Below are 21,300 nucleotides of genomic sequence, written 5' to 3' on the forward strand. Positions count from 1 at the left end.
TGGAGATGGCGGGGGTGGCGGACATCCTTGAAACTGTGAGCTGCCGCAACGCATTTCCTCTGTTGGACCGGTGTAATGTACGGCGGTAGCGGTTTTGAAGAGGAGGCCCTGGAAGAGAGCCAGGCCAGCATGAGTTCGGCATGACTGCGAGCTGTCCTCTTGGGTGCGGTTGTGTTGCTTGCACTCGCATTGGGGCCGCGTGTGATGCATTCCCCGCACTGACCAACTGTCTCAGGTGAGTGGAACGTCGCCCGTCCGGTTGCTGGGCCTTTTTTTGGCAATCTGCGATTAACCGATGGGATGTGACGAAAATTCAGGTGTGCGCTTTCCGACCGCGAGAAGCTCTGCAATGGCGGCGGCGCTGCGCTCAGCGGCTCGTCCATCCCCGTATGGGTTCACTGAATGAGCCATTCGTGCCCACGCCGCGGGGTCGTGGATAAGCTCTTGTACTGCCGACACTATCGAGTCTGACTCCGTGCCGATCAACTGAACTGTGCCTGCATGGACAGCCTCAGGGCGTTCTGTGTTGTCGCGCAGCACGAGAACAGGCTTGCCTAGACTCGGCGCCTCTTCTTGGACGCCTCCGGAGTCGGTCAGGATGATCCGTGCCCATTTTTGTGCGTGCACGAACTCCTGGTAGTCCATCGCCTCCGTCACCATGACGTTGTCCAGGCCCTGCAGCGCGGGCTCGACCTGCTCACGGACGGCGGGATTCTGGTGTGCCGGATAGAGGATCAGGTACTCGGGGTAGCGGCGGGCGATCTCGGCCACGGCCTCCCCGATCCGTCGTAGGGGTTCGCCCCAGTTCTCGCGCCGATGCGTGGTCAGAAGGATCATCGGGCGGCCCGATTCGTGTTCCTTCCGCAGCCGGCGGTCGCTGAACTGGACGTCGCGGGCCGCGGTCCAGCGGAGGGCGTCGATGACGGTATTACCGGTGACCACGATCTTGGCCGGGTCCACGTTCTCGCGCAGCAGGTTGTCCCGCGAGGTCGTCGTCGGCGCGAGGTGGAGCGACGTGACCTGGCCGGCGATCCTGCGATTCGCCTCCTCCGGGAACGGGGAGTGGATGTCGCCGGAGCGGAGGCCCGCCTCGAGGTGCACCACCGGAATCAGGCGGTAGAAGCACGCGATGGCGGCGATCGCCACGGTGGTGGTGTCCCCCTGCACGACGACTGCGTCGGGTTTGATCTGCTCGAGCACCGGATCCAGCTGCGACGCGATCCTGGACGTCAGTTCGTTCAGCGTGCTGCCGTGCTTGAAAACCTTGAGATCGAGATCGGGAGTGATACCGAACCAGCGGTTGACCTGGTCCATCATCTCCTGATGCTGGCCGGTGCTGACCACGAACGGCTCCAGCACGGGCGAGGCCTCGAGGGCCTTGATCAGCGGAGCCATCTTCACGGCTTCGGGACGCGTGCCGTAGATGACCATGACCCGCTTAGACATCAAACCTCCCGCTTGCCGCACCCCCCGGCGCATGGACCTTTCGGTTGAGCATAAGGGGGCAGCGATTCATTATCGAATCTCGTCACAGCTCGATGGTGGCGAGGGGGAGACCGGGCAGATGCACCTCGGCCTTCAGGAACGACTCGTCGTCGGCCGTCCACGTGTGATCCTCCGGGCGGCCGCTGCGCCACTGCACGAAGTTGAACCGGTCCGCCGCGTAGATCCGGCCACCCTCCGCGAGCGCTCGCTTCAGGAAATCCGAATCCTCGCCGCGGGTGCGGGGAGCGAAGCGCAGCGTCCGAGCCAGGTCACGGGCGGCGGTGAGCGTCGGGCCCGCCACGAAGTGCGTGTACCGGTGCTCGTTCACCTCCTGCGTCAGGACGGTGACGTCGCGGGCCGCCAGGTGCACGAACCGGCAGTGCTTGCCCACCACCTCGGCGTCGGAGTAGCGCATGGCTCGCAGCAGATCGGCCAGGTAGTCCGGGCCGTACCAGTCGTCGTCGTCCATCTTCGAGACCACCTCGCCGTCGGCGCGGTCGAGGAGCGCGTTGAGGCAGTCGCCCAGGGTGTCGTCGGTGCCCATCTGCAGCACGGTCACGTTCTCGATCCCCAGCGCCCGGGCCTTCGCCGCGACGTCGCGATCCTCGAAGTTGTGCGTGGCCACGAGCAACTGCAGGTTCACGTCGCGCTGCGCGGCAACGCTGGCCAGCACGTGGTCGATCTGATGAGGGCGGTTCGTGGCCACGAGCGCCGACACCGTCGGGAGGCGGACCGGCTCGTTGGGGATCCCCACGGACTCCAGGATCGTGTCCACGCGATGGCCGTACGTGTGGGCCTTCCACAGCTCCCGCTGACCGACGTGCACCATCCGGGCGCGCGCCATCTCGTCGGTGACCAGCGAGCCGATCGCGGACTCCGCCTCGGCGGGGATCGAGACCTGCGCCACGCCGTCGCCCAGGAACGCGGCCAGCGACGGAGCCGGCGTCGACACCACGGGCGTTCCACACGCGGTGATCTCCAGGACCCGGCGGGCGAACATCGTCGGCGACGTCGTGACCGTGTTGACGTTGAGGAACACCTTGTAGGACCGGTAGGCGCTCAGCATCTGGTCGTAGTCCAGGCTGCCGACGACGTGCGAGGCGTACGGCTCCGGGAACTGGTACTTCTCGTCGTGGTCGAGGAAGCGGGAGAAGATGTCGAACTTGACGTCCTCGGTCTCGGCGTTGAGGGCCGCGTCGAAGAGCAGTCGCATCTGCTCGCGCCGCTCGGGGTACTTGTGGGCGAACCACGTGCCGGCGAACGCGATACCCCGCGGCTGGTGTTCCCGCGACATCCGCACCGGGTTGCACACCCGATCCGCGACGGCGAACGGGATGACGCCCACCCGGTCGTGGCCCAGACGCTCCCGGTAGGCGGGCACGCACTCGGCGTCGGTGGTGAACACCCAGTCGAACAGGGCTGCGGTGTCGAGGAAGTCCTCGAAGTGCGTCGGGTCCTCCTTATTCCAGAAGACGCTGGGGATCCCGCGACGCCGCGCCTCGGCCGCCAACTCCACCACCGCGGGCCGCGGCGCCGACGTCCCCGTTAGGTGACCCTGCCACGCCTCCTCGTTGCCCGCCCACGCCGACTCGACGAACAGCAGGTCCAGGTCCTCGGCGTCGAGCTGCTCGCGCCACGCGTCGGGGGAGAGCCGTACCTGGTGCCACTCGTACCGGAAGGAGCCCAGCGTGAACGCGTCGGCGATGATCCCCACCCGGAGGCGGCGGCGCGGCTCCGCCTCCGGATAGCGCCAAGGCTGGAACGACAGTCGGCCGTCCGTCCTCTTGAACAGGCGGTCGGGGCGCCCGGCGCCGGGGCGACGACGCCGCCGCAGGAACTCCCGCAGCTGGCCCACCCCGCCAGCCCGGAGGTGCCAGAGCGCGGTGCGGACCTGCGCCAATGCCGCCGTGGACTCCTGCATCATGACTCCCTGCCCTGCCCCTCCCTCGGGCCAGAGCACCACCATATGGCGAGCCCCCGCACGGGACGAATCCGCCCCAGCTATTCCCCCGGGGGGTCTCCCGGAGGTATGGTGCCACCCGAGTCGAGAAGCGGCTTACCCTCCGTGGAGGACCCGCTTGTCGTGTGGGCTCTCCCGTCGTCGCCCGGGGAGCCACCGTCGGCCCCTCCCGCATCCGAGAGGTGAGTCCGATGAGTGGCATTGCCGGCGCGATCGCGCTGAACAGCCGGGCGCGGCCCGACGTCGAGGCGGTCAGCCGCATGGTTCAAGCCCTCCAGGGGCACCACTGGGGACCGCGGCGCATGTGCGGCGACAGTCGAGTCATCCTCGCCCATCGACACGGCGACCTCCCCGACACCCCGGACGGCCTGCAGCCGGTCATCGATGGCGCGACCGGAGTCGCGGCGATCATCGACGGACACTTGATCAACCGGGCGGAACTCATCCGCGGCCTCGGCGACACGATCCGGGGCGGCGCCGTCGACGACGCCAGGCTCGTCATCGCCGCCTACGCCCGGTGGGGCAAGTGGTTCGTCGAGCGCCTTGAGGGGGACTTCGCGCTGGTCGTGGCCGACCGCGCCCGCCGCACCACCCTCCTCGCGCGCGACCGCCTGGGGGTCAAGCCCCTCTATCTGTCCGAGGCGGAGGGCGTCGTGTGGTTCGCGTCGACGATGCCCGCCCTCGTCGCCTCCCGGGTGGTGGACTCCACGGTCGACCGCGACGCCGTGCGCGAGTTCATCGCACATGCGGGCCGGGTCGCGTCGCCGGGCACTGTGCTCGCCGGGGTCCAGAAGCTGCCGCCGGCCACCCTCAGGATCATCGACGCCGACGGCGAGACGCGCGACCGCGTCTACTGGCAGCCGCCCGTCCGGACCGAGGTCGCGGACACGACCCCGCCCCGGGAGCGAGTCGACGCCCTCCACGAGGCGCTGCGGGCGGCGATCCGCCGTCGTCTCCCGGACACTGGCCCCGTTCACGTGCCGCTCTCGGGCGGCCTGTACTCGAGCCTGTTGGTCGCGCTGCTCACCGACTGCCACCTCGGGCCGGTGCACACCCTCAGCCTCGGGTTCGACGGAGTCGGCCACCGGGACGGGGACGAGCTGCAGCATGCCGGTGTCGTCGCACGCCGCTACGGGACCAGGCACCAGGCGCTGCAGGTGCCGGTGGGGGAGCTCGCCGCGACGGTCCACGGCGCCGTCGACGACATGATCGAGCCAATCGGGGACCCCGAGGCCGTCGCCCTGCACCTCGCGTCGCGACACCTCCCGGACCCGACGCGACCGGTGTGGTTCGGGCACGGGCCGCAGATGGCTCCGGGCTCGCCGGGGCGACTGCGCGATCAGGCCGAGGGCACTCTGGTGCGGATCGACAGCATGACGCGGGGGTGGTCGGTGCAGGCGGAGGCTCCGTTCCTGGACCGCGCCGTCGTCGAGCTGGTGGCCGCGGACCCTGCCGCGGCGGCGCGCGGCGAGACCCCCAGGCTCATCTCCACATTGGCGCGGGAGGTGCTCCCGCCCAGGATCGCAGCCCGACCCCGCCACCGCCCGGCACTCCCGGCCGCGGCATGCCTCGACGGGCCGCTGCTGGACCTGGCCCGCGACACCCTCCGCTCGCGGACGGCACAGGAACGGGCACTGGTGCAGCCGTTCCAGCTGGAGCGCTGGCTGGCGGTGCCGCAATGGCGCGGCGGTACCGCGGGCTCAGCGCTGTGGGCGCTGACGGTCCTCGAGCTGTGGCTGCAGCGTCACGCGGCGTGACCGCGGGCGGTCAAGCCGACGGCTGGAACGGCAGCTCGCCGGTGGTGACGACGCGGTCCGCGATCACCGACATCTTGAGGTTCAGGTGCTGGCTGGCCAGCCGCAGCAGGTTGAAGGCCGTCTCCCGGGTGATCATGTGCCGGCCCATGAGGACGCCGATCGCCATCGCGATCTCCCGATTGGTGCGCAGAGCGGCCTCCAGCTGCTCGGCCCGCTCCCGGCTGACGGCCACCGAGGTGCCCATCGACGCGAAAGTGGCCAGGACCACGGCCTGATCGGAGTCCCACGACTCGGTGAAGGCGCCCTCCCGGTCCGCGTACAGGTTGAGACTCGCGATCGTGTGCGCCGCGTCGATCAGGTGCAGCGGCTGCGCGAAGATGCTGCGCACGCCGAGGGCTTCGGCACCCGCCGAGTAGGCGGGCCACCGGTCGTCGGTCCGAAGGTCTGGGATGTGGTACGGCCGCTTGTCGCGGATGGCGTCGAGACAGGGACCGATGTTCAGGTCGTACTGCAGGTCGTCGAGGCGCTGCGCCAGCTCGTCGCTCACCACGAGCGACTTGAACCCCGGCCCCTCCTGCACCGTGATGGTCCCCCAGCGGGCGCCCGGGATGAGGTCGATCGCCGCCTCGACGACCGCGACCGGCATCGGCCGCGAATCGTCGCGCAGCCGCGCCGCGACGTCGTCGAGCCGGGCGACGACATCCGTCACGCCCCATCGCCGGCCCGTCGGGTCCGGCAGACTCCCGTCCTTCACAGTCCCCACCTTCCGTGTGCGGCGGCGTATCCGCCACGACACAGCCACGGTACCCGCCTCCGCCGCGGGCCATCCAGGAATGGGAGGCGGGCCTGGGGCGCGGAGGGCGCGGGTCTACCCTGATATTTCGAGCCGGGCCCCGGGCGGCGCCGGTGAAGGAGCCCGACGATGACCTATCCGTGGTGGAGCATGCTCCCCTTCGCGACCATGCTGGCCGCCATCGCGATCCTCCCCCTGCTTCCGCACACCGCCCACCACTGGGAGAAGCGGGCCGTACAGCTCGGGCTGGCGCTCGCGCTCGGGATCCCGGTGGCCATCGCGGTGTGGACGTTCGACGACCCGTGGCGCGTCGGCCACGCCCTCTACGAGTACGTGCAGTTCATCTCGCTGCTGCTGGCGTTGTTCGTGGTCTCAGGCGGGCTCTTCCTCAAGGGCGACATCGAGGCCACCCCCCGCAACAACACGATCTTCCTCGCCATCGGCGGCATCGTCGCGTCGTTCGTCGGCACCACCGGCGCCGCCATGCTCCTCATCCGCCCCCTGCTCAACACCAACCAGGAACGCAAGCACCGAGTGCACACCGCCCTGTTCGCGATCTTCATCGTGGCCAACTGCGGCGGCCTCCTCACCCCGCTGGGCGACCCGCCGCTGTTCCTGGGCCTGCTGCGCGGCGTGCCGTTCACGTGGACGTTCACGCTGTGGCCCCAGTGGCTGTTCGTCCTGGCCCTCATGCTGTTCAGCTACTACGCACTCGACCGCCGCATCTACGCCACCGAAGCACCCGAGTACGTCGCATTCGACCGCAGCAACGTCCAGCCGCTAGGGATCCGCGGCAAGCTCAACTTCCTCTGGTTCGCCGTCATCATCGCGGCCGTCGCGTTCGCGCCGTCGATGGACCTGCACGCCATCGAGACCGGCCACGCCGTTGCGGGGGACTGGATCCCGGTGCGCGAACTCATCATGTGGGGCGCCGCCGCCGCGTCGCTGCTCACCACCCAGCGCAGCGTCCGCTACGGCGACAACGAGTTCAGCTGGGGGCCGATCGCAGAGGTGGCGGCCCTGTTCGTCGGCATCTTCCTCACCATGATCCCTGCGCTGGAGTACCTGGGCCAGCACGCCAGGTCGCTGCCCCTCGACGAGATCACCCTGTTCCTCTTCACGGGCGGACTGTCGTCAGTGCTCGACAACGCGCCGACGTACGCCACCTTCTACGAGATGGCGTCGCAGCTGCCGGCACCCGCCGGGGTCGCCATGATCGGCACGACCCCGCCCGTCCCCGAAACCTATCTTGTATCGGTCTCGCTGGGCGCGGTCTTCTGCGGCGCCCTGACCTACATCGGCAACGGCCCGAACTTCATGGTGAAATCAGTGGCGGAGTCGCGGGGGGTCAACATGCCGTCGTTCGGCGTGTACGTGATCCGCTCGATGCAGTACCTGGCGCCGACGCTGCTGGCGATGATGCTGCTGATGATCGCCGACCACCCCGCCGCCTGGGCGGCCGGCGGCGCGGTGGTGGCGTGGATCGTGGCGCGTGGTGTCGCGGACATCCGCCGCTCGACAGCGGCCGTCCGGGCCTGAGACGGCGGGCCCCCGGCCGAGGCTAGCCCGTGTTCTGCAGGCCGGCCGCGGCGCCGTTGACCGTCAACAGCAGCACCCGCGTCCACACCTGACGCTCGGCGTCGTCGATCGGAGCCTCCGGATCCCGGATGAGCCGCAGCGCCCGCAGCTGCAGGTGGCTCAACGCGTCGATCGACGGCGCGCGCAGCCCCACCCGCCCGTGCAGGAGCGGCTTGGCCTCCAGCAGCTCGCGCTGGCCCATGGTCTCCAGCACCAGCCGCCTGGTGAGGTCGAGTTCCTCGAGGACCCGCCGTGTGACATCGGGCTGCCCGCCGAGCGCCAGGAAGGACTCGGCCAGCCGCGGGTTGGCCTTCGCCAGGCTCATCTCCGCGACGTCGATGAGGCTCGCGAACAGCGGCCACTCGCGGTACGCGGCGCGCAGCCGCTCCGTGTCGCCCACGGCGGCCAGGCCCGTCCCCAGGCCGTACCAGCCGGGGATGTTGGCGCGGATCTGCGACCAGGCGAACACCCAGGGGATGGCCCGCAGATCGCTGAGGTCGCGGCCCTCGGTGGCGCCGCTGCGGCGCGCGGGGCGAGAGCCCAGCCGCAGCTCACTCAACTCGTCCATGGGGCTGGACTCGGCCACGACGTCGGCGAAGCCGGGGGTCCGCACCAGGTCCCACCACGCCTCGCGGGAGGCGCGCTCCACGGTGGCCGACACGTCGGAGAACCGGTCCGCCGCGTCCCGGTTGCGGGCGGTGGCGTCGTCGGTGTCGGCAAGCAGCACGGCAGACGTCAGCCGCTCCAGGTGCGCCTGGGCCAACGTCTCATCGGCGTAGCGCGCGAAAATCACCTCGCCCTGCTCGGTCACCTTGAACCGGCCCGCGACGGAGCCCGGCGGCTGCGCGAGGATCGCGCGGTGCAGCGGGCCTCCGCCGCGGCCGAGCGAACCGCCGCGGCCGTGGAAGATCGTCAGGTGCAGGCCATGGCCGTCGGCCCACTCGACCAGCTCGCTCTGCGCGGAGTACAGCGTCAGGGTGGCGCTCGCCGGCCCGACGTCCTTCGCCGAGTCCGAGTACCCCACCATGACCTCGACGTGTCCGCCCGTCTGCCCGAGCCATGCCTTGGTGCTCTCCGTCGGCAGCCAGCGTTCGAGGGTGCCGACGGCGCCGCTCAGGTCCGCGCCCGTCTCGAACAGCGGCACGACGTCGAGCCGCAGCCGGCCCTCGCCGACCGCCAACCGGCCGAGCGCGCGGACGCCCACGAGATGCTCCGCCTTCTGCGTGAAACTCACGACGTAGCGACCGCACGACCGCGGCCCCCACCGCTCCTGCAGCCACGACATGACGCGCAGGGTGTCGAGCACCTCGCGCGTCTTGTCGGTCACCGGCTGCACATGCTCCGGCCAGCCCTCCACCGCCAGCCGGTCCAGCAGCGCGAGCCGGGCCTCGTCGTCGGCTGGCTCGTCGTCCAGCTGCCCGAGCAGCTCGTCCAGCGCCGCCTCGTGCACGGCGCTGTGCTGGCGCACCTCGAGCTCGGCGAGGTGGAACCCGAACGTCTCGGTCAGCCAGATGAGGTGCTGCAGCTCGCCGAACGCGGCCCGGTCGTCGCCGGCCTGGCGCAGCGAATCCTGGATCAGCCGCAGGTCCGCCAGCAGGTCGTCGGGGCTGCGGTAGGCGAGCTCGATGCGGCCGCGCCGGGTGGCGTTGAGCCGCTCCGCGGCGAAGAGCAGCTTCTGCCGGTGCGGCTCGTTGGGCGACGACGTGCGGATGCCCGCGAACACCTCCGGGGCCGCGACGGCGTCGCGGGCGAGCTCGTTGGCCAACTCCGGCGACGGCGGGGTGGCGTCCTCGCTCATGGTCAGGGTGCGCGCGATGCGCTCCGCCCCCGTCGCGAGCGCCCGCAGCGCGTGGTCGGCCTGGATAGCGGCGGTCTGCCGCGTGACCTCCGCCGTGACGAACGGGTTCCCGTCGCGGTCGCCGCCCACCCAGGACCCGAAGCGCAGGAACGCCGGGACCGCGGGGTCGCGGCGGCCGGCGTCGCCGTCGGAGATCACCATCTCGACGGAGCGGTACAGCCGCGGCACGGCGTGGAAAAGCGTCTGGTCGAACACCTGCATCACGGCGCGCACTTCGTCGGCCGGCTGCGGCGGGGTGGTGCGCAGCGGCGAGGTGCGCGACAGGATGTCGACCTCCTCGAGCATCCGGCGGCGGGCCGCCGCCCGCTCCTGCGTGCCCGCGGCGACGTCGTCGAAGCGGTCGAGCTGGGCGCCGATCCGGTCCAGCGCCGACGACACCGCCCGGCGCCGCGCCTCCGTCGGGTGGGCCGTCAGGACGGGGTGGACGCGCAGGTCTCGGACTCGGGACGCGAGCTCGCCGAGGGCGGCGACGGCGGGCCACATGTCAGGCGTGGCGTCGCCGGACCGGGGGTCGGCACCCCGCAGCAGCCGGGACCGGTGGCGCTGCTCGGCGAGGTTGATCAGGTGGAAGTGCACCGTCAGCGCCTGTGCGAGGCTGGCCGCCTGCTGGGCCGTCAGCGCCTCGATGATCCGGGTCGGCTCGGCCGGGTCCCCTCCGTCGGCCGCGCCGGCCGCCGCCTCTTCCAGGCGGTCCATGAGGCCCGCCAGCTCGCCGCGGCCCGACTCCGTCAGCACCTGCCGGTGCAACGACGTCAGCAGGGCGATGTCCGCCGTGAGCAGCGCGTCGGGGGTGGCATCGGGACGGGGGGCGGCCAGGGTGGCGTCAGCGGTTTCGGGCACGATGGATGCCTTCCGTTTCGTGAATTGTTACGTGGGTATTATTCAGCACATGCCCTCTGAGTGGACATTCCTCTCCAACTACGGACACGTGCTGGTGGCCCTGGCGCGAGATCCGGACGCCCGCATGCGCGACGTCGCGGAACAGGTGGGCATCACCGAACGCGCCGTGCAGCAGATCGTGGCCGATCTGGTCGAGGAGGGGTACGTCGAGAAGGTGAAACTGGGCCGGCGCAACCAGTACCGCCTGGCGGACCACAGGAACTTCCGGCACCGCCTCGAGTCTGAAGTACGGATCGAGGACTTCCTCACCCTCATGACCGGGAGCGTCACAGCGGGGCGTTGGTGAACCGGCTGTAGTGACCCTGGAACAGGGCATCGATCTTTCCCGTCTCGCCGTTGCGGTGCTTGGGGATGTGGAACGCGGCTAGCCCGCGCTCCTCGTCGGTGGGGTTCTGCGAGTACATCTCGGGGCGGTGCAGCATGATCACGATGTCCGCGTCCTGCTCAAGCGAGCCTGACTCACGCAGGTCTGACAGCTGCGGGATGCCGTCCTTGCGCTGCTCGGTGTTTCGAGACAGCTGCGACAAGGCGATGACGGGGATCTCCAGCTCCTTGGCGAGCAGCTTGATCTGACGGGAGAACTCGGAGACCTCCAGCTGGCGCGACTCCACCTTCTTGCCCGAGCTCATCAGCTGGATGTAGTCGATCGCGAGCAGCTGCAGGTCGTGCTTCTGCTTGAGCCGGCGGGCCTTCGCGCGGATCTCCATCATGGTGAGGTTCGGCGAGTCGTCGATGAAGAAGTTCTTCTCGCCCAAGATGGCGGACTTGTCGGTGACGCGCTGCCAGTCGTTCTCGTCCATCTTGCCGCCGCGGATCTTACCCAGGGGGACCGACGCCTCGGCGGAGAGCACCTTCATGACGATCTCGGTGCGACTCATCTCGAGAGAAAAGAACGCCGCGGTGAGGTTGTGGTGGATAGCCGCCGAGCGGCACACGTCGAGCGCGAAGGTGGACTTGCCGACGCCCGGGCGCGCGGCGACGATGATCATCTGACCGGGGTGCAGGCCGTTGGTGATCCGGTCGAGTTCGATGAAGCCCGTCGGCACTCCCGAGAGCGCGTCCCCGGAGGACGCGATGGCCTCCATCTCGTCGAAGGTGGGCTCGAGCAGCTCGCGCAGCGACTTGTAGTCCTCCGACGCTTTCTTCTCCGTGACCTCGAACAGGGTCTGCTGGGCCTCGTCGACGATCTTGTCGACATCCCCCTGGCCCTGATAGCCGAGTTGGGCGATGCGGATCGACGCGTTGACGAGCCGGCGGAGGACCGCCTTGTCGCGCACCAGCTCCGCGTAGTAGATGGCGTTGGCCGCGATCGAGACCGACGCCAGCAGGTCGTGCAGGTAGACCGGCCCGCCGACCTTGGCCAGCTGCCCCTGTTTGCCCAGCTCGCCCGCGACGGTGATCGGGTCCGCGGGCTCGCCGCGGCCGTAGAGCGTGATGATGGCGTCGAAGATGATCTCGTGGTTGGGCCGGTAGAAGTCCGCGCCGCGCAGCACCTCGACCACCTCGGAGATGGCGTCCTTCGACATCATCATCGCGCCCAGGACGCTCTGCTCGGCCGCCAGGTCCTGCGGGGGAGTGCGATCCAGTTCGCGGTCGTCGAAGACGGCTGTCTGCGACATGGTCCCTCCTTGAAGCCCGACGGATTCCGGCCACAGGACAGGCTAGGGCACGCCTCCGACAGGATCCGGCGGAGCCCTGTGGGCAAGCCTGTGCACGGGGTGTGGACAGGCTGTGGACGGCTGCCAGGTCCCGGCCCGCGGCCTGTGGACAGATATGTGCGTGAGCGGCCACTGGACCGTTATCAAATCGTTATCTTTGCCGCACAGGACGGTGCCCGGGGGATTTGTCCACATATCGCCCGCGGGCCCCGCGTTCGACGCCTGTTCGACGACGCAACTGCGCCTGACGTGCGCTCTTGCGGAAAAAGCGAGCTGACTAGGCGCGTTGCTGATTCTTACCTTCGGGGGCTGGACGCCGTCGCTCCGTTGGTGCTAGTGCGGCCCGGTTCGGCAGGGCGGTGGACTGTGTGGTGGCCCACTGTCCACAGGGTCGGGTCGGGAACTGTGGACAAATAGCTGCGGGTACCAGACCCCGGTGGGGAATGGCGACTCCTCGCATGCGATGATGAAGCTACTTGAAGCCGATACCCCCAAGGGGTATGGTGGCGTACGAGAAGGGGGACTTGCATGACTGAGATCACCGAAGCCACGTGTCATCACGCGAACCACGGCTACACGCCCGAGAAGGCGGCCTACCTACGGCGGCTGCGCCTCATCGAGGGCCAGGCCAGGGGCATCGCGCGCATGGTGGAGGAGGACCAGTACTGCATCGACATCCTCACCCAGGTCGCAGCCGTCACGAGCGCGCTCAAGGCGGTCTCGCTGGGTCTTCTCAACGATCACCTCTCGCACTGCGTCGCGGACGCCGCCCGTCAGGGTGGGCCCGAGGCCGACGCCAAGATCGACGAGGCGATGCAGGCCATCAAACGCCTGGTCCGCTGACCCACCTACCGAACAGGGGCTTCACCATGATCACCAAGTACACCGTCTCCGGCATGACCTGCGGCCACTGCGTCAAGAGCGTCACCGAGGAGGTCTCGGAGGTCGACGGCGTGTCGAACGTCTCCGTGACCCTCGATGGCGGCCAGATGCTGGTCGAGTCCGATGAGCACGTCCCCTTCGACGCGATCATCGAGGCCGTCCGCGAGGCCGGCAACTACACCGTCGTCGAGGCGTGAGCGGCACCACCACGGTCCAGCTCGACATCCAGGGGATGACCTGCGCCTCGTGCGCGGCCCGGATCGAGAAGAAACTCAACAAGGTCGACGGTGTCATCGCCACCGTCAACTACTCGACCGAGAAGGCTACCGTCGAGGCTCCCCCCGGTATCTCGACGGACCGTCTCATCGAGGTCGTCACGCAGGCCGGCTACGGCGCCACCATGCCGGTGCCCGAGGCCGTCAAAGCCGACGAGGCGGCTGAGCTGAAGCCGAGGGTCCTGTGGGCCTTCGCGCTGAGCATCCCCGTCGTGGCGGTGTCGATGCTGCCGGTCCTGCAGTTCCCGGGCTGGCAGTGGGTCGCGCTGGTACTCAGCGCCGTCGTCGTCCTGTGGCTGGGCCGCAACTTCCATCGCGCCGCGTACGTCAACGCGCGGCACGGCACCACCACCATGGACACGCTCGTGTCCATGGGCACCCTCACCGCCTTCGCCTGGTCCGTCTACGCGATGGTCTTCGGGCACGCCGGCATGATCGGGATGAAGCACGAGTTCTCCTTCGACCTCGCGCAACAGGACGCCCTCGGGTTCATCTACTTCGAGGCCGCCGTCACGATCATCTCCTTCCTGCTGCTCGGCCGCTACATCGAGGCCCGCGCGAAGAGCGAGTCGGGGGCCGCGATGCGGGCCCTGCTCGAGGTGGGCGCCAAGCAGGCGTCGCTGCTGGTCGACGGCGAGGAACGCCGCGTCGACGTCAAGACGCTGCGGGCGGGCGACCTCATCGTCGTGCGCCCCGGTGAGAAGGTCGCGGCCGACGGCGTCGTCGTCGAGGGCCGCTCCGCCGTCGACGCCTCCATCATGACCGGCGAGTCGCTGCCGGTCGAGGTGGAGCCCGGCACCGAGGTCGTGGGTGGCTCCGTCAACACGACGGGCCGGCTCGTCGTGCGGGCCACCGCCGTCGGGGAGCAGTCGCAGCTCGCGCGCATCGCTCGGATGGTCGAGGAGGCGCAGACGGGCAAGGCGGACGTCCAGCGCCTCGCGGACAAGGTCTCCGGGATCTTCGTGCCGGTCGTCATCGCCATCTCGGCACTGACGCTCGCCGGACACCTGCTGGTGGGGCACGGCGTGACGATGTCGCTGTCGGCGGCCATCGCCGTGCTGATCATCGCCTGCCCGTGCGCGCTGGGGCTCGCGACACCGTCGGCGCTCATGGTGGGCACCGGTCGCGGCGCCCAGCTGGGCATCGTGATCCGCGGACCGCAGGTCCTGGAGCGCGCGCGCCGGGTGCAGACCATCGCGTTCGACAAGACCGGCACCATCACCACCGGGCAGATGTCCGTGGCGCGCGTCGACACCGCCGAGTCGGTGGGGCGCGACGAGCTCCTCGAGCTGGCCGCCGCCGTCGAGTCCGGGTCCGAGCACCCGATCGCCCAGGCGATCGTCGCGTCGGTCGACCAGAACCGCCCCGTGGAGGACTTCCGCAACACGCCCGGTCGCGGCGTGGAGGGACGCGTCGACGGCCGACTGGTCTACGCCGGATCGCCGGCCTACATCGCGGCGCTCGGGCACCCGGCCGTCGAGTGGCCGGACGCGCCGATCGGCAGCATCGTCGAGGTCGCGGACGAGTCGCGGGTGCTGGGGCGCATCGTCGTGGCGGACACCATCAAGCCGTCGGCGGCGCGGGCCATCGCGCAGCTCAAGGACCTGGGCCTGCACCCGGTGCTGCTGTCCGGCGACAACGAGCGCACGGCCAGGGCCGTCGCGGCCGAGGTCGGCATCGACGAGGTGCGGGCCGGCGTGACCCCCGAGGGCAAGGTCGACGTCATCAAGGAACTGCAGGCCGACGGCCGGCAGGTCGCGATGGTCGGCGACGGTGTCAACGACGCCGCGGCCATCGCGCAGGCGGACCTCGGAATCGCCATGGGCACCGGGACCGACGCGGCCATCGCGGCCGGCGACATCACGCTGATGCGCCACGATCTCGTCGCGGCCGTCGACGCTGTGCGCCTGTCGCGCGCCACGTTGCGCACCATCAAGTCGAACCTGGTGTGGGCCTTCGGCTACAACACGGCCGCCGTCCCGCTCGCGGCGCTGGGCATGCTGACGCCCATCATCGCGGGCGCCGCCATGGCGTTCTCGAGTGTGTTCGTGGTGCTCAACAGCCTCCGGCTGCGGGGCTTCCGCAGCATCGCGGAGCGCTGACCCGACGAAGGTGAAGAGTAGGTCAAGAAATTCGTGAATCCGGGTGAAGGATTAACGCAGACGGGCCGAGTTCAGCTAGTGTTTCTCTCGACGCCGTTGCTGGTGTCCCGCCAGACCGCCCGGCCGCTGCCGCCCCCCCAAGGGCAGCGGCCGGGCTTTTTTTCGCCCACTTTCCCCGCTGAGGGCGCGCGAGATCGGGGTAGGTTGGGGGCCATGGCTACCCGCATCGAAACTGACTCCATGGGGCCCGTCCAGGTCGACGCCGACCGCTACTGGGGCGCCCAGACCGAACGCAGCCTCCATAACTTCGACATCGGCCGCGACACCTTCGTCTGGGGACGTGCCATGATCCGCGCGCTCGGCGTCCTCAAGAAGGCCGCGGCCCTCGCGAACGTCGAGCTGGGCGAGCTCCCTGAGGACCGTGGCGCCCTCATCGCCCGCGCCGCCGACGAGGTGATCGAGGGCCGGCTGGATGCCGAGTTCCCACTGGTCGTGTTCCAGACCGGCTCCGGCACGCAGTCGAATATGAACGCCAACGAGGTGATCGCCAACCGGGCCATCGAGCTCGCCGGCGGGGAGCTGGGCTCCAAGACCCCCATACACCCCAACGACGACGTCAACCGCGGCCAATCGTCCAACGACACGTTCCCCACCGCCATGCACATCGCCGTGGTGTCGGAGCTGAACTCCCGGCTCTACCCGGCGGTCGCCCGGCTGCGCGACGTGCTGGCCGAGAAGGCCGAGCAGTACGACGACGTCGTCATGGTGGGCCGCACCCACCTGCAGGACGCCACCCCCGTGCGCCTCGGCCAGGTGATCGGCGGATGGGTCGCGCAGCTGGACTTCGCCGTCGAGGGCATCCGACACGCCGACTCGCGCGCCCGCGACCTCGCCATCGGCGGCACCGCCGTCGGCACCGGGCTGAACGCGCACCCCGACTTCGGGCGGCTGGCGGCGTCCAAGATCTCGGAGGAGACCGGGCTGGAGTTCCGGCAGGCCGACAACCTGTTCGCGGCGTTGAGCGCCCACGACTCGCTCGTCGAGGTCAGCGGCCAGCTGCGTGTGCTGGCCGACGCGCTCATGAAGATCGCCAACGACGTGCGGTGGTACGCCAGCGGGCCGCGCAACGGCATCGGTGAGCTCAACATCCCGGAGAACGAGCCGGGGAGCTCGATCATGCCGGGGAAGGTCAACCCGACGCAGTCCGAGGCGCTGACGATGGTGGTCGCGCGCGTGTTCGGCAACGACGCCACCGTCGGCTTCGCCGGGAGCCAGGGCAACTTCCAGCTCAACGTGTTCAAGCCGGTGATGGCGCACGCGGTGCTGGAGTCGATCCGGCTGCTCGCGGACGGGGCGCTGTCGTTCACGGAGCATTGCGCGGTCGGCATCGAGCCGAATCTGCCGCGCATCGAGCAGAACCTGTCGACGAACCTCATGCTCGTCACCGCGCTGAACCGGCACATCGGCTACGACAAGGCCGCCAAGATCGCGAAGCAGGCGCACAAGGAGGGCACGTCCCTGCGGGAGTCGGCGCTGGCCAACGGCGTGAGCGGTGAGGACTTCGACCGCTGGGTCATCCCGCGGGACATGACGGGTCGGTAGTCGCGGTCGCGGCTGCGGGTCGCGGGCCCGTCGGGTGCTGACCCCCGCCCGCCTCCCGGCCGCCCGCTCACCTGGCACGACACGCCGTCGAACTCCGTCGTCGGCGCCCCCTACGACGGTGAGGGGCGAGTTCGGCTGTCATTCGTGCTGTCGACCGCCGGTCCCGCCCCAGCCCTGCGCCCAACACGAATAGCAGGCTCGCACGACCCTCGGCCGTGTGGAGGCGGCCGAGGTCCCAGTTCATCGGCGTGTCGTGCCGGTCAAGCCGGCCGTCGGTTCCGCGCGGCCGACGGCGGGGGTGCGGGGGCGGGGGTAGGGGTCGGAGGAACGATGCCCTCAGCGCGACCCCGCCTGTTCCGCGTACAGCCGGAGCATCTCCGCCGCCTGCGACTCGATGCTCCACTGCGACGCCAACTCGACGGAGCGCGCCGACGCGTGGGCGCGCCACTCCTCGTCGGGCAGCCGGTCGATGACGCGCATGATCCCTGCGGCGAGCGACGCCGGCGTGGGGCGCGTGATCTCACCGTTGACGCCAGGCTCGACGACCAGCGTCAGCTCGTGGTCGACGCTGACGATCGGCAGCCCCGCCAGCGCGGCCTCGTGGAGGACCAGCGCCTGAGTGTCGGTGAGGCTGGGGAACGCGAACACGTCCGCCATGCCGTAGAACGCGCCCAGGGCGTCGCGCTTCTGCTCGCCGGGCAGGATGATCCGGCCCGCCGCGCGACCCTCGGCCAGCACCTTCTTGATGCGCGTGTACCGCTCCCAGTCGCCGACGATGCACAGCCGCGCATCGGGGCGCTGCGCGTGCACCAGTTCGAACGCCTCGGCCAGCAGCGGGATCCCCTTCTCCGGCGCGATCCGGCCCGCGTACAGCACCATCGGGCCGTCGGGGTGGGGGATCGGCGGCGGGCCGGGCGGCAGCGGATCGACGCCGTTGGGCACCACCCGGATGTTGGCGTTGAGTGTGATGAGCCGCAGCCGGTTGGCGGTCTTGGGCGACGGCGTCGTGATGAGGGCGGCCGACTCCAGCATCTTCTCGCAGACGCTGAGCAGCGACGCCGTCGAGCGGCCCCGATCCTCGTAGCGGATCTCGGCGAGTCGGATGTCCTCGGCGCTGACGAACTCGCCCTTCGTGAACCGCGCGAACGCCCGCAGCACGCCCGTCAGCATGGGGAGGACGGCGGAGTAGTGGTCGGCGTAGGCGTCGAAGTCGGTGTGCCAGGTGATCATCAGCGGGATGCCCAGGCGGCGGGCCGCCCACGTCCCGAGGACGCCGACCGTGCCGAACCCGTGCACGTGGATGACGTCCGGCGCGAGTTCGCCGATGCGGTCGATGGTGCGGTCGAACTTGCGGCCGCTGGCCACCCGGGTGGGCATCTTCGGCACCCGCACCGACGGGAGGCGGATCTCTGTGCGGCCGGGGCGGCCGTGGTGCGGGTTCGGGCCCTTGGCCTCCGGCGCCACGACGATGACCTCGTGCCCGGCGTCGAGCAGGTTACCCTCCAGCTGCTGCACGGCGAACATGAGGCCGTTGCTGCCCGGGCCGTAGTTGTCCGTGAACTGCGCCACCCTGAGGCGGCGCGGGGGCGGCTCGGCAGCTGCTGGCGCTGGCGCTGCGGGAGAGGTCACCCGGCCACTCTATCGGCTCCCCCGCGCCCGGCCGGCACCTCTAGGCTCGTGGCCATGAAGGTCGTCGTCGCTCCTGATTCCTTCAAGGGAACCCTCACCGCGCTCGAGGCCGCCGAGGCGATCGCCGCCGGATGGCGCTCCGTGCGCGACGGCGACGAGCTGATCCTGCGCCCCATGGCCGACGGCGGGGAGGGCACGCTCGACGCCTTCGCGTCCGTGCCGGGGGCCGAACGTGTGCCGGTCGAGGTGGTGGACGCCGTCGGCCGGCCGCGGTCGTCGTCGTGGCTGCGCCTGCCCGACGGGACGGGCGTCGTCGAGCTCGCGGACGCATGCGGCATCGTCGGCCTGAACCCGCTGGCGCCGCGGGAGGCGCACTCCACGGGGTTCGGTCTGGCGATCCGGGCGGCCCTGGAGGCGGGGGTGTCGCGGCTGCTGCTGGCGATCGGCGGGAGCGCGTCCACCGACTGCGGCGCCGGGATGCTCGTCGCGCTCGGTGCCCGGCTGGTCGACGCGGCGGGCATCGAGGTGGTGTCGCCGGGCAACGCGGCGCTGGGGCGCGTCGTCGGCGTGGATGTCAGTGGGATGCTGCGGCCGCCGCCGGGTGGTGCGGTCGTGCTGTCCGACGTGACCAACCCGCTGCTCGGCCCCCTTGGCGCGGCGGCGGTATTCGGGCCGCAGAAAGGCGGCGTGGGGATGGTCGACGAGCTGGAGGATAACGTCGCGCGGTTCGCCGGGCTCCTGGGCGGGGATCCGGAGGTGCCCGGCGCGGGCGCCGCGGGAGGAGTCGGGTTCGCGCTGCAGTGGTGGGGGGCGACGACGGCGTCGGGGGCGTCCGCTGTCGCGGAGGCGGTCGGACTGGCGGATGCCGTCGCGGGCGCGGACCTCGTCGTCACCGGCGAGGGGCGGTTCGACAGCCAGTCCGCCGGGGGGAAGGTGGTCTCGGTGGTGCGGGCGGTGGCGGGTGACGCGCGCGTCGCCGTCGTCGCGGGGCGGATCGACGCGGACGTGGCGGGGCTGGCCGGGGCGGTGTCGCTGTGGGAGCTGGCGGGGGAGCGGGCGCTGTCGGATGCGGGCGGTGTCGCGGTGGAGGCGGGTCGGGCGTTGAGCCTGAATGTGGGGTCGTAGGGCTCAACCCGCGCCAGCAAGCCGCGTGTCAGGCTCAACCCCCACGGCGACGACGCGGGTGCAGCGGGCGATCACGTCGGGGTCGTGCGTGATGATCAGGATCGGGACGTCGGCGAACTCGCGGAGGGCGTCGTCGATGAGGGCGTCGGCGGTCGCGCGGTCGAGGTGCTCGGTGGGCTCGTCGAGGATGACGACGTCGCGCGGACCGACCAGCAGCCGCGCCATCGCCAGTCGACGACGCTCGCCCCCGCTCAGCGTCGACCCCGCCTCCCCGACGCGACGCGCCGGGTCCAGCCCCAGCCCGGCGCGGGCCAGCGCGAGGCGGATGTCGTCGTCGGTGGCGTCGCGACGACCGATGCGCACGTTCTCCGCCACCGTCGTCGCGAAGATGTGCGCATCCTGGGCGAGGTAGCCCACGCGGCCACCCCGCACGACCTCCCCCGAGAGGGGCGGGATGAGCCCCATCACGGTGGCCGCGACCGTCGTCTTGCCCGCCCCCGACGGCCCCACCAGCGCGACCCGCTCGCCGGGCGCCACCGACAGCGACAACCCGCTGACCACCGGCCCGCCGCCGGGCCACCCGACGGTGACGTCGCGCAACACGAGACCGGCCCCGCCCGCGTCACCGGGCACGGCGTCGCCGCTGCCCACCGGCGGTTCGGACAGGAGTTCCTCGACCCGCGACAGCGCCGAGCGCGCCCGCGTGTGGGTCTGCGCGGCCTGCGCGAACGTCGCCAGCACCTCGTGCAGCGCCAGCGGCGTGAGGACGAGGACCGCCAGCAGCCGCGGGTCGAGATCTCCGCGCGCGACCGCGCCGGTGCCGAACCACAGCGCCGCCAGCACCGCGACCCCGGCCGCCACCACCTGGCCGCCCCCCGCGACGCCGCGCACCCACGCACCCCGCGACTCCGCCCGCCGCAGCTCCTCGTCGACGGCGTCCGCGCGGCTCAGCGCGGCACGCTGCTGCCCGTACGCGACCAGGTCGACCGCGGTGAGCGCCAGCTCGCGGACCCGGTCCGCCAACCGCCCGCGGGTGGGCACCGCGGCGAGGTCCGCGGCCAGGGACGCGCGCTGCGTCCACCACGGCAGGAGCGCGCCGGCCAGCACCGCCGACCCGAGCAGCACCAGCCCGCTCGGCACGTCGATGAGCGCCATCGCCACGCTCGCGCCCACGACGACGACCGCCGCGGACAGCGCCGGGATCCACACCCGCACGACCACGTCCTGCACGGCCGTGACGTCGGCGACGATGCGGGTGAGCAGGTCACCGCGGCGGCGCCCGATGAGCGTGGTGCGGCTCAGCGTCGCGTACACGCGGACGCGCAGCGCGCCCTGCAGCCGCAGCGCCACGTCGTGCCCCACGAGCCGCTCGACGTAGCGGAACACGCCGCGGGAGATCCCGAACGCCCGGACGCCGACGGCGGCGGGCTGCAGGTAGAGCACCGGCGGCGCCAGCGCCGCGAACGAGATGAGCCAGGCCGAAACCCCCATGAGCGCCACCGACGACGCCGACGCGAGCGCGGCCAGCAGCACCGCCAACGCGAACCGGGTGCGCGCCTTCGGCACGGTCGCGAGCAGGTCGAGCAGCAGGGACCGGCCGGGCCTGGGCGGGAGCGACTCGTCCGGCGCGGCGTCGTCGACCCGTGCAGCCCGGCTCTCCGCGGCCTGGGCGGTCATGGGCGCCGGGAGGGGAGAG

The 21,300-nt window shown here is 70.7% G+C and carries 15 protein-coding genes; 8 read left to right on the forward strand and 7 right to left on the reverse strand.

The features are described 5' to 3' along the window. Positions 1–288: 288 nt before the first annotated feature. The gene (gene wecB / locus ACFQPD_RS09160; protein WP_385900250.1) at positions 289–1,446 is read right to left on the reverse strand and encodes a non-hydrolyzing UDP-N-acetylglucosamine 2-epimerase; all 1,158 of its coding nucleotides are present in this window, start codon (positions 1,444–1,446) and stop codon (positions 289–291) included. An 82-nt stretch (positions 1,447–1,528) separates the two neighbouring features. Continuing rightward, positions 1,529–3,409 (reverse strand): glycosyltransferase, encoded by a 1,881-nt coding sequence (locus ACFQPD_RS09165; protein WP_385900251.1) that lies wholly within the window; start codon positions 3,407–3,409, stop codon positions 1,529–1,531. A 227-nt stretch (positions 3,410–3,636) separates the two neighbouring features. Here ACFQPD_RS09165 and ACFQPD_RS09170 point away from each other — a divergent pair, with 227 nt between their 5' ends. Continuing rightward, the gene (locus tag ACFQPD_RS09170) at positions 3,637–5,202 is read left to right on the forward strand and encodes an asparagine synthetase B family protein (RefSeq protein ID WP_385900253.1); all 1,566 of its coding nucleotides are present in this window, start codon (positions 3,637–3,639) and stop codon (positions 5,200–5,202) included. Between the two features lie 10 nt (positions 5,203–5,212). On the opposite strand, the gene ACFQPD_RS09175 is transcribed toward ACFQPD_RS09170, so the two are convergent. Next, positions 5,213–5,956 carry a GAF and ANTAR domain-containing protein gene (locus ACFQPD_RS09175; protein WP_385900254.1) on the reverse strand — a complete coding sequence of 248 codons (744 nt, stop codon included), beginning with the start codon at positions 5,954–5,956 and terminating at the stop codon, positions 5,213–5,215. A 168-nt stretch (positions 5,957–6,124) separates the two neighbouring features. On the opposite strand from ACFQPD_RS09175, the gene ACFQPD_RS09180 reads away from it, so the two are divergent. Continuing rightward, positions 6,125–7,534, forward strand: coding sequence for a sodium:proton antiporter (locus ACFQPD_RS09180; RefSeq protein WP_385900256.1), 1,410 nt, complete (start codon positions 6,125–6,127; stop codon positions 7,532–7,534). A 22-nt stretch (positions 7,535–7,556) separates the two neighbouring features. Here the strand turns inward: ACFQPD_RS09180 and ACFQPD_RS09185 are convergent, their stop codons facing one another. Then, positions 7,557–10,271: a phosphoenolpyruvate carboxylase gene (locus ACFQPD_RS09185; protein WP_385900258.1), complete on the reverse strand. Its 2,715-nt coding sequence runs from the start codon at positions 10,269–10,271 to the stop codon at positions 7,557–7,559. Between the two features lie 49 nt (positions 10,272–10,320). Here ACFQPD_RS09185 and ACFQPD_RS09190 point away from each other — a divergent pair, with 49 nt between their 5' ends. After that, the gene (locus ACFQPD_RS09190; RefSeq protein ID WP_385900259.1) at positions 10,321–10,617 is read left to right on the forward strand and encodes a helix-turn-helix transcriptional regulator; all 297 of its coding nucleotides are present in this window, start codon (positions 10,321–10,323) and stop codon (positions 10,615–10,617) included. On the opposite strand, the gene dnaB is transcribed toward ACFQPD_RS09190, so the two are convergent. Then, on the reverse strand, positions 10,598–11,950 hold the full coding sequence (gene dnaB, locus ACFQPD_RS09195) for a replicative DNA helicase (RefSeq protein WP_385900260.1): 1,353 nt from the start codon (positions 11,948–11,950) through the stop codon (positions 10,598–10,600). The genes ACFQPD_RS09190 and dnaB overlap by 20 nt on opposite strands. A 567-nt stretch (positions 11,951–12,517) precedes the next feature. On the opposite strand from dnaB, the gene ACFQPD_RS09200 reads away from it, so the two are divergent. The 4 genes from ACFQPD_RS09200 to fumC all read left to right on the forward strand — a co-directional run bounded on the left by ACFQPD_RS09200 (position 12,518) and on the right by fumC (position 16,850). After that, complete coding sequence (locus ACFQPD_RS09200; RefSeq protein WP_068751905.1) at positions 12,518–12,832, forward strand: metal-sensitive transcriptional regulator; 315 nt, start codon at positions 12,518–12,520, stop codon at positions 12,830–12,832. A gap of 26 nt (positions 12,833–12,858) precedes the next feature. Next, positions 12,859–13,068 carry a heavy-metal-associated domain-containing protein gene (locus ACFQPD_RS09205; RefSeq protein WP_068751906.1) on the forward strand — a complete coding sequence of 70 codons (210 nt, stop codon included), beginning with the start codon at positions 12,859–12,861 and terminating at the stop codon, positions 13,066–13,068. After that, positions 13,065–15,248 (forward strand): heavy metal translocating P-type ATPase, encoded by a 2,184-nt coding sequence (locus ACFQPD_RS09210; RefSeq protein WP_385900263.1) that lies wholly within the window; start codon positions 13,065–13,067, stop codon positions 15,246–15,248. Before ACFQPD_RS09205 ends, ACFQPD_RS09210 begins: the two co-directional genes overlap by 4 nt. 213 nt (positions 15,249–15,461) lie before the next feature. Continuing rightward, positions 15,462–16,850 carry a class II fumarate hydratase gene (gene fumC / locus ACFQPD_RS09215; protein WP_385900264.1) on the forward strand — a complete coding sequence of 463 codons (1,389 nt, stop codon included), beginning with the start codon at positions 15,462–15,464 and terminating at the stop codon, positions 16,848–16,850. Between the two features lie 336 nt (positions 16,851–17,186). On the opposite strand, the gene ACFQPD_RS09220 is transcribed toward fumC, so the two are convergent. Continuing rightward, a complete protein-coding gene (locus tag ACFQPD_RS09220; protein WP_385900266.1) occupies positions 17,187–18,479 on the reverse strand; it encodes a glycosyltransferase in 1,293 nt (430 codons plus the stop codon). A 54-nt stretch (positions 18,480–18,533) separates the two neighbouring features. Between ACFQPD_RS09220 and ACFQPD_RS09225 the strand changes: the two genes are divergently transcribed. Then, a complete protein-coding gene (locus ACFQPD_RS09225; protein ID WP_385900268.1) occupies positions 18,534–19,604 on the forward strand; it encodes a glycerate kinase in 1,071 nt (356 codons plus the stop codon). A 3-nt stretch (positions 19,605–19,607) separates the two neighbouring features. On the opposite strand, the gene cydC is transcribed toward ACFQPD_RS09225, so the two are convergent. Beyond that, positions 19,608–21,194 carry a thiol reductant ABC exporter subunit CydC gene (gene cydC / locus ACFQPD_RS09230; RefSeq protein WP_385900385.1) on the reverse strand — a complete coding sequence of 529 codons (1,587 nt, stop codon included), beginning with the start codon at positions 21,192–21,194 and terminating at the stop codon, positions 19,608–19,610. Positions 21,195–21,300 lie beyond the last annotated feature (106 nt).

Source organism: Tessaracoccus sp. O5.2 (genome assembly GCF_964266725.1).
Taxonomy (GTDB): domain Bacteria; phylum Actinomycetota; class Actinomycetes; order Propionibacteriales; family Propionibacteriaceae; genus Arachnia; species Arachnia lapidicapta.

Excerpts from the sequence above, each read along its gene's own strand:
- ACFQPD_RS09225 (WP_385900268.1), top strand. The coding sequence starts at position 18,534 with ATGAAGGTCGTCGTCGCTCCTGATTCCTTCAAGGGAACCCTCACCGCG.
- wecB (WP_385900250.1), bottom strand. The coding sequence starts at position 1,446 with ATGTCTAAGCGGGTCATGGTCATCTACGGCACGCGTCCCGAAGCCGTG.
- fumC (WP_385900264.1), top strand. The coding sequence starts at position 15,462 with ATGGCTACCCGCATCGAAACTGACTCCATGGGGCCCGTCCAGGTCGAC.
- ACFQPD_RS09200 (WP_068751905.1), top strand. The coding sequence starts at position 12,518 with ATGACTGAGATCACCGAAGCCACGTGTCATCACGCGAACCACGGCTAC.
- dnaB (WP_385900260.1), bottom strand. The coding sequence starts at position 11,950 with ATGTCGCAGACAGCCGTCTTCGACGACCGCGAACTGGATCGCACTCCC.
- ACFQPD_RS09205 (WP_068751906.1), top strand. The coding sequence starts at position 12,859 with ATGATCACCAAGTACACCGTCTCCGGCATGACCTGCGGCCACTGCGTC.
- ACFQPD_RS09190 (WP_385900259.1), top strand. The coding sequence starts at position 10,321 with ATGCCCTCTGAGTGGACATTCCTCTCCAACTACGGACACGTGCTGGTG.
- ACFQPD_RS09165 (WP_385900251.1), bottom strand. The coding sequence starts at position 3,409 with ATGATGCAGGAGTCCACGGCGGCATTGGCGCAGGTCCGCACCGCGCTC.
- ACFQPD_RS09170 (WP_385900253.1), top strand. The coding sequence starts at position 3,637 with ATGAGTGGCATTGCCGGCGCGATCGCGCTGAACAGCCGGGCGCGGCCC.
- ACFQPD_RS09180 (WP_385900256.1), top strand. The coding sequence starts at position 6,125 with ATGACCTATCCGTGGTGGAGCATGCTCCCCTTCGCGACCATGCTGGCC.